Origin of the sequence: Mycobacterium sp. M26 (assembly GCF_001494595.1) — a bacterium.
GTDB lineage: Bacteria > Actinomycetota > Actinomycetes > Mycobacteriales > Mycobacteriaceae > Mycobacterium.
In genome coordinates this window covers 445,287-458,290 of the sequence record NZ_LN929908.1, presented here as the reverse complement: position 1 = coordinate 458,290, position 13,004 = coordinate 445,287, and the positions used below count along the sequence as shown (strand labels likewise).

Annotated in this window: 14 protein-coding genes; 13 read left to right on the top strand and 1 reads right to left on the bottom strand. The window is 67.7% G+C overall.

All coding sequences use genetic code 11. From position 1 onward, the window contains the following. The first annotated feature begins 65 nt into the window (after positions 1–65). The 3 genes from BN3385_RS11690 to rnhA are packed head-to-tail and all read left to right on the top strand — an operon-like array spanning position 66 to position 2,521. Positions 66–1,376 (top strand): HNH endonuclease signature motif containing protein, encoded by a 1,311-nt coding sequence (locus tag BN3385_RS11690; protein ID WP_059016939.1) that lies wholly within the window; start codon positions 66–68, stop codon positions 1,374–1,376. 15 nt (positions 1,377–1,391) lie between these two features. Beyond that, a complete protein-coding gene (locus BN3385_RS11685) occupies positions 1,392–2,012 on the top strand; it encodes a VOC family protein (protein WP_059021834.1) in 621 nt (206 codons plus the stop codon). Between the two features lie 35 nt (positions 2,013–2,047). Then, positions 2,048–2,521, top strand: coding sequence for a ribonuclease HI (gene rnhA, locus BN3385_RS11680; protein ID WP_059021831.1), 474 nt, complete (start codon positions 2,048–2,050; stop codon positions 2,519–2,521). 3 nt (positions 2,522–2,524) lie between these two features. Here rnhA and BN3385_RS11675 read toward each other — a convergent pair whose 3' ends face one another. Beyond that, positions 2,525–4,786, bottom strand: a complete 2,262-nt coding sequence (locus BN3385_RS11675; protein ID WP_059021829.1) for an ATP-dependent DNA ligase — start codon at positions 4,784–4,786, stop codon at positions 2,525–2,527. Between the two features lie 35 nt (positions 4,787–4,821). Between BN3385_RS11675 and BN3385_RS11670 the strand changes: the two genes are divergently transcribed. The 10 genes from BN3385_RS11670 (at position 4,822) to BN3385_RS11625 (ending at position 13,003) form a co-directional block, all read left to right on the top strand. After that, entirely contained in the window at positions 4,822–5,046 is a 225-nt protein-coding gene (locus BN3385_RS11670) for a hypothetical protein (RefSeq protein WP_156432725.1), read from the top strand. Between the two features lie 34 nt (positions 5,047–5,080). Then, on the top strand, positions 5,081–5,992 hold the full coding sequence (gene ku, locus BN3385_RS11665; protein WP_059016938.1) for a non-homologous end joining protein Ku: 912 nt from the start codon (positions 5,081–5,083) through the stop codon (positions 5,990–5,992). 125 nt (positions 5,993–6,117) lie between these two features. Beyond that, a complete protein-coding gene (locus BN3385_RS11660) occupies positions 6,118–6,909 on the top strand; it encodes an SDR family oxidoreductase (RefSeq protein WP_059016937.1) in 792 nt (263 codons plus the stop codon). Between the two features lie 9 nt (positions 6,910–6,918). Further along, positions 6,919–7,995, top strand: a complete 1,077-nt coding sequence (locus tag BN3385_RS11655; protein WP_059016936.1) for an NAD(P)H-dependent amine dehydrogenase family protein — start codon at positions 6,919–6,921, stop codon at positions 7,993–7,995. A gap of 23 nt (positions 7,996–8,018) precedes the next feature. Beyond that, entirely contained in the window at positions 8,019–8,258 is a 240-nt protein-coding gene (locus BN3385_RS11650) for a hypothetical protein (protein WP_059016935.1), read from the top strand. 83 nt (positions 8,259–8,341) lie between these two features. Then, positions 8,342–9,565 carry an Nramp family divalent metal transporter gene (locus tag BN3385_RS11645; RefSeq protein ID WP_059016934.1) on the top strand — a complete coding sequence of 408 codons (1,224 nt, stop codon included), beginning with the start codon at positions 8,342–8,344 and terminating at the stop codon, positions 9,563–9,565. Further along, positions 9,565–10,617 (top strand): poly-gamma-glutamate hydrolase family protein, encoded by a 1,053-nt coding sequence (locus BN3385_RS11640; protein ID WP_059016933.1) that lies wholly within the window; start codon positions 9,565–9,567, stop codon positions 10,615–10,617. The genes BN3385_RS11645 and BN3385_RS11640 overlap by 1 nt, the downstream gene beginning before the upstream one ends. A gap of 67 nt (positions 10,618–10,684) precedes the next feature. After that, complete coding sequence (locus BN3385_RS11635; protein WP_082690694.1) at positions 10,685–11,500, top strand: DUF1365 domain-containing protein; 816 nt, start codon at positions 10,685–10,687, stop codon at positions 11,498–11,500. Positions 11,501–11,505: 5 nt separating this feature from the next. Next, positions 11,506–12,117 carry an ECF RNA polymerase sigma factor SigK gene (gene sigK, locus BN3385_RS11630; RefSeq protein ID WP_286141857.1) on the top strand — a complete coding sequence of 204 codons (612 nt, stop codon included), beginning with the start codon at positions 11,506–11,508 and terminating at the stop codon, positions 12,115–12,117. Positions 12,118–12,127: 10 nt separating this feature from the next. After that, on the top strand, positions 12,128–13,003 hold the full coding sequence (locus BN3385_RS11625; RefSeq protein ID WP_059016931.1) for an anti-sigma factor: 876 nt from the start codon (positions 12,128–12,130) through the stop codon (positions 13,001–13,003). Position 13,004: the final 1 nt, after the last annotated feature.

Genomic DNA, 13,004 nt, shown 5'->3' with positions numbered 1-13,004 from the left:
GACTTTGTCCACAAGGTCGGTGTGCGGAGCCGTTCTTGTCGGTGGGTCAGCGTAGTCTTTCGAACATGAGTTCGATTGGCGCCGCGCTGGATGCGCTTGATGCAGCAGTCGAATTGCTGGGCGCCGCCGATATCGAGGAACTGCCCGCCCCCGACCGTTTCGCGGTTCTGGACCGGCTGGAAACCGCGATACGCCGCCAGGTCGCGATCTCCCACGAACAGATCACCCACCTCGAGCCCTACCAAGGCTGCCCGCCGATCCCGATCGTGCTCGCCGATGTTCTGCGCATCAGCCGCACCGCGGCCAAACGCCGCGTCCGCGACGCCGAACACCTCGCACCCCGCCTCACCCTCACCGGCCAGCCACTCGCACCACTGCTGCCGGCCACCGCAAAAGCCTGGGACGCCGGGCTTCTCGACGCCGATCACATCCGGGTCATCCAGAAGTTCTTCCGCGACTTGCCCGACCACGTTCCCGCCGACGAACGGGCCCGCGCAGAACGCTCGCTGGCCGAGCACGCCGAGAACCTGCGCCCCGATCAACTGGAGAAGGTCGCCGCGCGACTGGCCACCCAACTCAACCCCGACGGGGTGTTCTCCGACGTCGACCGGGCCCGCCGACGCGGCTTCGTGTGGTGCGGCGGGCAACAGGCCGACGGGATGAGCGTCGGGAAACTCACCGCCACCCCCGAACTGCGCGCAATGCTCGATGCCCTGTTCGCCAAACTCGCTGCCCCCGGACAGTGCCAACCCGACAACACCGAACCCGACACCCGCGGACTCGGCCAGCGTCAGCACGACGCGCTCGCCGAGCTGGCCCGCCGTCAGCTCGGCGATCCGAAACTCGGCCAGCACAACGGACTTCCGGTCACCGTCATCGTCACCACCACCCTGCAAGACCTGCAGTCCGCCGCCGGCCACGGCGTCACCGCCGGGGGCACCCTGATCCCCATGACCGATCTGATCCGCATGGCCGTCCCGTCCTACAGCTACCTGGCCATCTTCGACGGGGTCACCGGTAAGTCGTTGTGGCTGGGACGCACCAAACGCCTCGCCACCGCCGAACAACGCATCATGCTGCTCGCCAAAGACCGCGGCTGTACCGCCCCGGGATGCACCGTGCGCGGCTACGACTGCCAGGTCCACCACGCCACCCGAGACTGGAAAGACGGCGGCAACACCGACATCGACGACCTCACCCTGGCCTGCAAACGCGACAACCTGCACGCCGAGAACGACGGCTGGGACACCCGCAAACTCCCCAACGGGCAGACCGAATGGATCCCACCACCGAATGTCCCCCTCATCGGCGGCACCAATACCTACCACCACCCCGAACGCCTACTCCCCCACGACGACGAAGACGACGACCCGTAGTCGATGATGGTCAGCATGGCCGTCAGCGTCGAGGAGATCGAGATCGCCGACCCAGCCGAGGCATGGCGGGGCGCCGGGTTCAGCGTGGACGACGACGGCGTGTGCCGGGTCGGCGGTGTTGGCCTGCGGCTCGTCGGACGTGAGCACGGGACCGGCATCGTCGGCTGGTCGCTGAGCGACATCGCGGGTGGGGATATCGACGGCATCCCGACCAGCGCGGCGCACGCGGCACCCGCGGAACCGTCCACGCACGCCAACGGTGTCACCGGGATCGACCACGTCGTCCTGCTCACCCCCGACCTGGCTCGCACGGTCGCGGCGCTGGCCGCGATCGATGTCCTGCCCCGGCGGGAACGCGACGCCGAGATGGGCGGTCGGCCGATCCGGCAGATCTTCTTCCGGCTCGGTGAGGTGATCGTCGAGGTCGTCGGCTCACCGGACACCGCGGGTGACGGTCCGTCCAGCCTGTGGGGCATCACTTATGTCGTCGACGACATCGAGGCGACGGCCGCGTTCTTCGGCGACCGGACGCTGCCGGTGAAGGACGCCGTCCAGCCCGGCCGCCGGATCACCACGCTGCGCCACGCTGACCTCGGGATCTCGGTACGCACCGCGATGATCTCGGCGCGTCGGTGAGCGGCCCGCCGGCGCCGGTGCCTATTCTCGCCAGCATGCAAGACGACATCGTCGTCATCCACACCGATGGCGGCTGCCGCCCCAACCCCGGCCCGGGCGGATGGGGTGCGGTGCTGCGGATGCGTGAGCACGTCCGGGAGATGTGCGGCGGCGAGCCGGGGCAGACGAGCAACAACCGGATGGAGCTGACCGCGCCGATCATGGCGTTGGAAGCCCTGACCCGCACGGTCTCGGTACACCTCTACACCGACAGCACCTACGTGCGTAACGGCATCACCAAATGGGTGCACGGCTGGGAACGCAACGGCTGGCTCACCGCAGCCAAGGAACCCGTGAAGAACGTCGACCTGTGGCAACGGCTGCAGATCGCCTGCGCGCGTCACCAGGTCGAGTGGTTCTGGGTCAAGGGTCACTCGGGTGTCGGCGACAACGAACTGGCCGACGCCTTGGCTACCCGCGGTCTGCAGGAAGCGGTCGCGCTGAGTTCCACTGGCGTACAGGGCTTTTAAGCCCTACTCCCGAACGACGTCGCCGGGTTCCTTGTCCGGGCGCAGCCCACGCCAGCTCGGGTGCCGAAGCCGGCCATCCGAGGTCCACTCGCCGTAGCGCACCTCGCCGACGAGATCGGGCCGCACGTAGGTGACGCCCTTGGTCTCCGCCCGCGGCAGCGGCGGATCGAACGGCGAGTCATCGGTGTGCAGCGGTTCGAGGATCTTCTTGAGCTTTCCGAGTTCCTTGTCGGAGAAGCCGGTACCGACTCGGCCGACGAACTGCAGACCATCTCCGCCCGGTACCCCCATCAGCAGCGCCCCGATCCCGCTGGAGCGTCCGCCGTTACCTTCCCGCCACCCGCCGATCACGATCTCCTGGGTGTTCCAGTTCTTGTCCTTGATCCACGCCGACGACCGTCGCCCCGGCTGGTAGGTGGAGTCCCACTTCTTGGCGACCACACCCTCCCACTTCTTCTTCCGCGAGAATTCCAAGGCCGCCGGTCCGTCACCGTCGAGCAACGGTGGCACGATCAGATCGCTTCCCTCGGCGAAGGTTTCGAGAACCTTGCGCCGGTCACGGTACTTCGCGCGCAGCAGCGAACGCCCGTCGAGGCGCAGGATGTCGAACGCCCAGAACTCGATACGGGTGGCGCGCACCCGGTTCTGCATCTCCCCGAAACTCGGAACGCCGTCGGAGTCCAGCGCAACGACCTCGCCGTCGAGAATCACGTCATGGTCGGCCAGATCGGCTGCCAGTGAAGCCAATTGGGGATACTCGCCGGTGACATCACGGCCACTGCGGGACTGCAGACGGATTCGGCCATGGTCGGCCTCGACCAGCAGCCGGTACCCATCGAACTTGCCCTCGAACGCGTACTGGCCCGCGTTGAGCTTGTCCACCGAGCCCAGAGTCGCCAGCATCGGCGAGTAGTCCTGCAGTCGCGGCACCGGCTGTTCCTTCATCCGGTGCGCCAGCCACTGGTCGCCGTTGGTCTGAATCAGCGCGTAGCGGCCAGAGATTCGCTGGCCGTAGAGGTCCACGATCACCTCGCTATCGCGGAACTTCTCGGCCTCATACGTTCCGGAATCCCAGATAACGACCTTGCCGCCGCCGTATTCGCCCTTCGGGATCGTTCCCTCGAAGGTGGCGTACTCCAGCGGATGGTCCTCGGTGTGCACAGCCAGATGATTGACGGCCGGGGTGTCGGGCAGGTTCTTCGGAATCGCCCAGGACACCAGCACCCCGTCGCGTTCCAGCCGGAAGTCGTAGTGCAGCCGACGGGCGTGGTGCTCCTGGATGACGAAGCGGTTGTTCTCACCAACAGCAGGAGCTGCCTTCGGTACCGGCTCCGGCGTCTTCGCCGAATCCCGCATGCTGCGGTAGGTGGTGAGCCGGTCCTCCCGTGGCACATCAGCGTCGAGGTCGGCCAGCAGATCACCGTGGTCGGCCACCCGCGCCAGCACCTCGGTGTACTCCAGGTGGCGCAACTCGGGATCGCCGATCTCGTCCCAGGTGCGCGGTGCAGCGACCGTGGGATGAGAGCGCCCGCGCAGCGAGTACGGCGCGATGGTGGTCTTGGCCGCGTTGTTCTGGCTCCAGTCCAGGAACACCTTGCCTGCCCGCAGACTCTTGGTCATCGTGGCGGTGACCAGTGCGGGCATGCTCTGCTCCAACTGCTGGGCCACCCGCCGCGCGAGCACCGCCGCGCCACTGCTGCTGACCGGTTCAGCCAGCGGGGCATACAGGTGCAGGCCCTTACTGCCACTGGTCAGCGGATAGACCCTCAGCCCGATGTCGTCCATCAACTCCCGCACAGCGTGGGCCACCTCGCACAGTTGCGGCATGCCCACGCCCTCACCGGGGTCGAGGTCGAACACCAAACGCGTTGCCGGCCCGGGCTTTCCAGCAGAGGTGAAACGCCATTGCGGCACATGGACTTCCAGCGCGGCCTGCTGCGCAATCCACGCCAGCCCCGTCGAGGTGTCGATGATCGGGTAGGTGGTGGCGCCCGAGCGGTGCACCACCGTGCCGCGATCGAGCCAGTCCGGGGCCGAGCTGGCGAGCTGCTTTTCGAAGAACGACGGCTCGTCGACGCCGTTGGGCCAGCGCTTGCGGGTCACCGGCCGCCCGGCGATATGCGGCAACATCACCTCGGCGATGGCGGTGTAGTAGCCGAACACGTCGGCCTTGGTGGTGCCGGTGGCCGGATAGAGCACCTTCTCGGCGTTGCTCAGCGCGACGCGAGGGCCCTTCGTCGCGCCCGGCGGCCACACCTGATTCACCACCTCAACGTATTACCCGCTGCTACCGTTGACCAATGGCACGGTTCTGGATCGGTGGGTTGCTGGTGGCAGCCGCGATCCTCGGTGCGCCCACGGCCGCTGCCGACCCGGAAATCCATGTGCCGTACTGCTCGGGTGACGAAACCCCGATGAACAGCAACTGCCAGAACGCACCGGCACAGGGATTCGAAGAAGGCGCTCCCGGCGCAAATCCCGACGTGCCGCTTGGTCTCAATCCGGGCGCAGAGCCCGCGGTCTGACCCGACGGCGCGTCCACGCCTGCATACTGGACTTATGCGTTCCATCTGGAAAGGCTCGATCGCGTTCGGCCTGGTGAACGTGCCCGTCAAGGTGTACAGCGCCACCGAAGACCACGATTTGAAGTTCCACCAGGTGCACGCCAAGGACAACGGCCGGATCCGCTACAAGCGGGTCTGCGAAGTGTGCGGTGAGGTGGTCGAATACCGCGACATCGCCAAGGCTTACGAGGCCGACGACGGCCAGACCGTCATCATCACCGACGACGACATCGCGACGCTGCCCGAGGAACGTAGCCACGAGATCGAAGTGGTCGAGTTCGTACCCGCGAGCGAGATCGACCCGCTGATGTATGACCGCAGCTACTTTCTGGAACCCGACGGCAAATCGTCGAAGTCCTATGTGCTGCTGGCCAAGACGCTGGCCGACACCGAACGGGTCGCGATCGTGCACTTCGCGTTGCGCAACAAGACTCGGCTGGCCGCCCTGCGGGTCAAGGACTTCTCCAAACGCGACGTCATGGTGGTGCACACCCTGTTGTGGCCCGATGAGATCCGCGACCCCGACTTCCCGGTGCTCGACCAGGAGGTCGAGATCAAACCTGCCGAGCTGAAGATGGCCGGGCAGGTGGTCGAGTCGATGGCCGACGACTTCCACCCCGAGCGCTATCACGACACGTATCAGGAGCAGTTGCGCGAACTCGTCGAGGCCAAGCTCGAGGGCGGCGAGGCGTTCACCGCCGAGGACCAGCCGGCCGAACTCGACGAGACCGAGGACGTCTCGGACTTGCTGGCCAAGCTCGAGGCCAGTGTGCGGCGGCGCCGCGAACAGGCCGGTGACGCCGACGCCGAGAAGCCGCCGGCCAAGAAAGCGCCGGCGAAGAAAGCCCCGGCCAAGAAAGCGGCCGCGAAGAAGGCTCCCGCCAAGAAGGCCGCTGCGAAAAAGTAGCGCCCCCACGTCTGCGCGATCCGGCTCATTACGAAACTAGAACGTGTTTCAATTGCGTTCGGAATTCGCGGCCGTCCGGCGCCGCGAGGTTGTTACGGTGTTCGCGGACAAGGGAAGAGAGACACGTGATCCTCGATAAGTTTCGCCTTGATGGTCAAGTTGCAGTCGTCACCGGAGCCGGCCGCGGCCTGGGCGCCGCGATCGCCGTCGCCTTCGCCGAAGTAGGCGCTGACGTGGTCATCGGCTCGCGCACGCAGTCCGAACTGGAGACCGTCGCCGGGCAGATCGAGGCCCTGGGCCGGCGCGCGCACGTGGTCGTCGGCGACCTGTCCCACCCGGAGACCACCGCCGAGTTGGCCGGTAAGGCCGTCGAGGCTTTCGGCAAGCTAGACATCGTCGTCAACAACGTCGGCGGCACCATGCCGAACGCCCTGCTGTCCACCAGTGTCAAGGCCATGAAGGACGCGTTCGCCTTCAACGTGCTTACCGCTCACGCACTGACGGTGGCGGCCGTGCCGCTGATGCTCGAGCACTCCGGCGGCGGCAACATCATCAACATCACCTCGACCATGGGTCGCACCGCCGGCCGCGGGTTCGCCGCCTACAGCACCGCCAAGGCCGCGCTGGCCCAGTACACCCGGCTGACCGCGCTGGACCTGTGCCCGAAGATCCGGGTCAACGCCATCGCGCCGGGTTCGATCCTGACCTCGGCGCTGGATTTCGTGGCCTCCAGCGACGAGCTGCGGGACCCGATGGAGAAGGCCACCCCGATGCGCCGCCTCGGCGACCCGTCCGATATCGCCGCCGCGGCGGTCTACCTCGCCTCCCCCGCCGCCAGTTACCTCACCGGCAAGACGCTGGAGGTCGACGGCGGGCTCAACGTCCCCAACCTGGATCTCCCGATCCCCGACCTGTAAGGAGTCCCCGTGGCCATCCGCGTCGCCCAGATCGGCACCGGCAACGTCGGCGTGCATTCGCTGACCGCGCTGATCACCAACCCCGCATTCGAACTCACCGGCGTGTGGGTGTCCTCGGACTCCAAGGCCGGTAAGGACGCCGCCGAACTGGCCGGCCTGGACGGAACCACCGGCATCACGGCCACCACCGACCTCGACGCGGTGCTGGCCACCAAGCCGCAGTGCGTGGTCTACAACGCCATGGCCGACAACCGGCTGGTCGAAGCGCTGGAGGACTACCGGCGCATCCTGGCCGCCGGTGTGAACATCGTCGGCAGCGGCCCGGTGTTCCTGCAGTGGCCCTGGCAGGTCATCCCCGACGAGATGATCAAGCCGCTGGAAGATGCTGCCCGCGAAGGCAATTCGAGCCTCTACGTCAACGGTATCGATCCCGGCTTCGCCAACGACCTGCTGCCCCTGGCGCTGGCCGGCACCTGTCAGAGCATCGAACAGGTGCGCTGTATGGAGATCGTCAACTACGCGACCTACGACAGCGCCACGGTCATGTTCGACGTGATGGGCTTCGGCAAGCCGATGGACGAGATCCCGATGCTGTTGCAGCCCGGCGTGCTGAGCATCGGGTGGGGTTCGGTGGTCCGCCAGATCGCGGCCGGTCTGGGCCTGGAACTCGACGGGCTCGAAGAGATCTACGTGCGCGAACCCGCACCGGAGGATTTCGAGATCGCCAGCGGACATATCGCCAAGGGCACTGCCGCGGCCCTGCGCTTCGAGGTGATCGGCCTGGTCGACGGCGCACCCGCGGTGGTGCTCGAGCACGTGACCCGACTGCGCGACGACCTGTGCCCGGAGTGGCCGCAGCCCGCGCAGGAAGGCGGCAACTACCGCATCGAGATCACCGGGGAGCCCTGCTACGCGATGGATCTGTGCCTGTCGAGCCCGAACGGCGATCACAACCACGCCGGGGTCCTGGCTACCGCGATGCGCATCGTCAACGCCATCCCGGCGGTCATCGCCGCCGAGCCCGGTATCTGCACCACGCTGGACCTGCCCCTGGTCACCGGCAAAGGGTTGTACGCTGCTGGATAGGCCAACCTGTAAGGAGGCCCATCATGCGGATCGTCAGCCGAATCGGCACCGCCCTCATCGCACTACCCGCGAGCCTGTTGCTGGCGTTTCCCGCCACGGCCGCCCCGCAATGCACCGACACCGGTCCGAATACGACGATCTGCGAGCGGCCCGGCCACGCGCAGATCACCACCACGCCCAACCCGGCGCTGACCAACCCGTACCCCGGGTGGGGCTTCGGCGGAATCGGGATCGGCCTGGGCGGAATCTGGATTGGTATCTGACCAACCAGGCGTCTAACATCGCCGCCGGTGGCTGGCGGAGCTGGTTTCGGCCACCTTCACACGCCGCATAGAGAGCTCGACGGTTGGCAGAACAAGCCCGGGTCGCCAAGGCCGGCTGGTATCTGCTCGGGCCCGCATTCGTGGCCGCCATCGCCTACGTCGACCCGGGCAATGTCGCGGCCAATATCAGCGCGGGCGCCCAGTTCGGTTTCCTCCTGGTCTGGGTGATCGTCCTGGCCAACGCGATGGCCGGTTTGGTGCAGTACCTGTCAGCCAAGCTCGGTCTGGTCACCGGCCGCAGCCTGCCCGAGGCGGTGCGCGACCACACCCGCACCCCGACCCGCATCGGCTACTGGATCCAGGCCGAGCTGGTGGCGATCGCCACCGACCTGGCCGAGGTGGTCGGCGGTGCGATCGCGCTGCGGCTGCTGTTCGACCTGCCGCTGCTGCTGGGCGGGGTCATCACCGGCGTGGTGTCCCTGCTGCTGCTCGTGGTGCAGGACCGGCGCGGCCAGCGGGTATTCGAGCGGGTGATCACCGGGCTGCTGCTGGTCATCGCGATCGGCTTTCTGTCCAGCCTGTTCGTCAACACCCCACCCGCCGGCGAGGTGGCCGCCGGGCTGATCCCACGGTTCGACGGTGCCGAGAGCGTGCTGCTGGCCACCGCGATGCTCGGCGCGACCGTGATGCCGCACGCGGTGTACCTGCATTCGGGGCTGGCCCGCGACCGGCACGGCCACCCGCCTGCCGGCGCCGCCCGCACCCTGCTGCTGCGGGCCACCCGCTGGGATGTCGGCATCGCGATGCTGGTTGCCGGTGCAGTGAACCTGGCCATGCTGCTGGTCGCCGCGACCAATCTGCAGGGCCGGCCGGACACTGATTCCATCGAGGGGGCGCACGCCGCCGTCGGCGACACCCTGGGCCCGACGGTCGCGCTGTTCTTCGCGATCGGACTGCTGGCCTCGGGGCTGGCGTCGACCTCGGTCGGGGCCTACGCCGGGGCGATGATCATGCAGGGGTTGCTGCGAAAGTCGTTCCCGCTGTTGGTCAGACGTCTCATCACCCTGATACCCGCCCTGGTGGTGCTGGCGATCGGGGTGGACCCCAGCCGGGCACTGGTGATCTCCCAGGTGGTGCTGTCGTTCGGTATCCCGTTCGCACTCGTGCCGCTGGTCCGGCTGACCAGTAATCCGGCCCTGATGGGCGCCGACACCAACCGCCGCCTGGTCTCCGTCCTCGGGTGGGCGGTCGCCACGATCATTACGCTGCTCAACGTGGTCCTGATCTACCTCACGCTCACCCGGTAATGAGTAGGCACCCCTACTTCGCCTACGGGTCCAACCTCTGCATCCAGCAGATGGCGCAGCGCTGTCCGGACGCCACCGACCCGCGTCCGGCGACCCTGGCCGACCACGACTGGCTGATCAACGAACGCGGGGTCGCCACCGTCGAACCGTTCGCCGGCAGCACCGTGCACGGCGTGCTGTGGTGGGTGTCCGACCGCGACCTGGCCACCCTGGACAGCGCCGAAGGGGTGCCGTCACGCTACCGCCGCGACCAGCTGACCGTGCACACCGCCGATGGCCCCTCCCCGGCATGGGTGTACATCGACCACCGCACCGAACCCGGCCCGCCCCGGCCGGGTTATCTCGAGCGCATCATCGACGGCGCCCGCCACCACGGGCTGCCGCAGCGCTGGATCGAGTTCCTGCACCGCTGGGACCCCGCTCACTGGCCGACGTCGCTCGCATCGAAAACCGATGGCCCGCAGTCACTTTCCGAGCTGCTCGCCGACCCGGCAGTCACCGAGGTGTGCCGGCTGCGCTCGAACTTCGGCTTCCTCGCCATTCACGGCGGCGGACTGGAGCAGATGACCGACGTCATCGCCGAACGCGCCGCCGACGCCGCAGGCGCCTCGGTGTACCTGCTGCGCCACCCCACGGGTTACCCGCACCATCTGCCGTCGGCGCGTTACCTGGCCGAGGAGTCTCCCGCGCTGGCCGAGTTCCTCGACCATGTCGAGGTCGCGGTGTCCCTACACGGCTACGGGCGCATCGGGCGCAGCACGCAGCTGCTGGCCGGTGGCCGCAACCGCGATCTGGCCGAGCACCTGGCCCGCCACGTCGTGGTCCCCGGCTATCAGGTGATCACCGATCTCGAGGTGATCCCCGCCGAACTGCGCGGCCTGCACCGCGACAACCCGGTGAACCGGGTCCGCGGCGGGGGCACCCAGCTGGAGTTGTCGACGCGGGTGCGCGGGATCAGCCCGCGCAGCCAGCTCCCGGACGCCGACGGCCTGACCCATGCCACCTCGGCATTGGTGCAGGGGTTGGTGGCCGCCGCGCACTCCTGGCGCTGACGAAAATTTCGTCAGCGATCCGACCCATCCGGACCCGTGGGTGCTCCGAATAGTGGGTGTGAAACCGATGAGCACCCAGGCAGACCCTCAGACGCTGACTCCTGCGCTGTACCGGACTCGGATCACCCAGCTCCGCCGATCACCGGTGCACCACTACGGCGAACGCAGTAGTTACAGCTGGTACGTCGACGTAGACGAGCTGCCCACGCTGCCGTGGTGGCTGCGGCCGTTCGCCCGGTTCGAGGCCGTCGACCACTTCACCGGCACCGACAACGACACCCTGCGCCAGCGGGTCGACGGGTTCCTCGCCGAACACGGCATCTACCTGCCCGGCGGGCGCACCACCGCACTGCTGATGCCGCGGGTGCTCGGCCGCGCCTTCAATCCGCTCAGCTTGTTCTGGTGCCACGACGCCAGCGGCGAGCTGCGCTGCGTCATCGCCGAGGTGCACAACCCCTACGGCGAGCGGCACGCCTACCTGCTGCCGCCCGACACGGACACCCCGGCCATGGTGACCAAGACCTTCTACACCTCGCCCTTCAACGGGGTCGACGGCTACTACCTGGTGCGCGCGCCGCGGCCGGCCGAGCAGCTGGACCTGACGGTGTCGCTGCACCGTGAGAACGAGCCCGCCCTGGTGGCGACGGTGCGCGGGACGCGGCGACGGGCCAGCGTCGGCCAGGTGCTCGGACTGCAGTTCACCGCGCCGCTGGCACCCCAGATGGCGGCGCTGAGCATGCGGGTGCAGAACCTGATTCTGCGGCTGCGGGGCGTGCCCGTGGTGCCCCGTCCGGCCACTCATGAGCATCTGCCGCAGGCGGTGAGCATGCACTCCGCGACGGCAGGTTGGTCGGCAACCAACCGTTCGTGGATGCCGTCGTGACGAGTCTGCTTGACCCGCCGGTTAGGCTACCGCTCAATGTCAGCGACAAAAAGCGGACGGCGGCCATGACGGCGGCGACCGACCTCGACGTACTCCTGCGCCGGGTGGCGCAACGTGACGCCGATGCCTTCGCCGCGTTCTACGACGCCACCCGCGCCCGGGTCTACGGTCTCGTCACACGTGTGCTCCGAGACCGTGGCTATAGCGAAGAAACCACCCAGGACGTCTACCTCCAGGTGTGGCGTACAGCGGAGAGCTACGACCCCGCCTCGGGCACTGCCCTGGCGTGGCTGCTCACCCTGGCGCACCGCCGGGCAGTAGACCGGGTGCGGTCAGAACAGGCCGCCACCGCACGCGAGTCCCGTTACGGCTCGGCGACGGTGGAGCCTCCGGCCGACCACGTCAGCGATGCCGTGGTTGCCAGCGACGAACGACGTCAGGTCGCCGCCTGTTTGGACGGCCTGACCGATGTCCAGCGCGAGTGCATTGAACTCGCCTATTACCAAGGAATGACGTACGTGCAGGTCTCCGAGCGCTTGTCGGCGAATCTCGCCACAATCAAGTCGCGCATGCGAGACGCGCTGCGGGGCCTGCGCAACTGTTTGGGTGTGCGATGAGGGTGCTGCGATGACTCAACCTCACGACGGGTTTCAAACCGGAGACCTGTTAGATCTCGCCGTCCCGTATGCGTTGCATGCGCTGCCCGACGACGAGCGTGACGACATCGAGAGCAGGCTGGCTCATGCCGGCCTGCAGGAGGCTGACGCCTTCTACGACGAAGTGCGGGCCATCCGCGAAACCATGGCCAGGGTGTCGGCGGTCAGCGCCGAGGAGCCCCCCGCCGAGCTGCGCGGCCGGTTGCTGGCCGCGGTGGCCGACGACAACGTTCGCACGCTGCCCACTGCCGCCACCCGGTCCACGGCTTCTGCCGACACCGGAAAGCGTTGGCGCGGAACCGTGCTGACCGCCGCTGCCGCGGTGGTCATCGGAGCCGACGACAACGTTCGCACGCTGCCCACTGCCGCCACCCGGTCCACGGCTTCTGCCGACACCGGAAAGCGTTGGCGCGGAACCGTGCTGACCGCCGCTGCCGCGGTGGTCATCGGACTGGGTGCGGTGGCGGTGGTGCAGTCGATGCGGCCCGAGCCCGCGCAGCCGTCGACCGCCCAGCAGGTGTTCGCCGCTCCCGACGTGCACACCATCTCCGGTGACATTCCCGGCGGTGGCACCGCCACCGTGGTGTTCTCCCGGGACAAGAACGCCGGCGTGCTGGTGATGAACAACGTGCCCAAGCCCCAGCCCGGCACCGTCTACCAGATGTGGTTGGTCAGCGACTCCGGTGCGACCTCGGCCGGCACCATGGACGACAAGGCGGTCACCCCGTCCACCACGGCGGTACTGCCCGATCTCGGCAACTCCAAGGCGCTGAAGTTCACCGTCGAACCCGGCACCGGTTCCACCCAGCCGACCGGTCAGGTGGTCGCCGAACTGCCGCTGGTCTGAC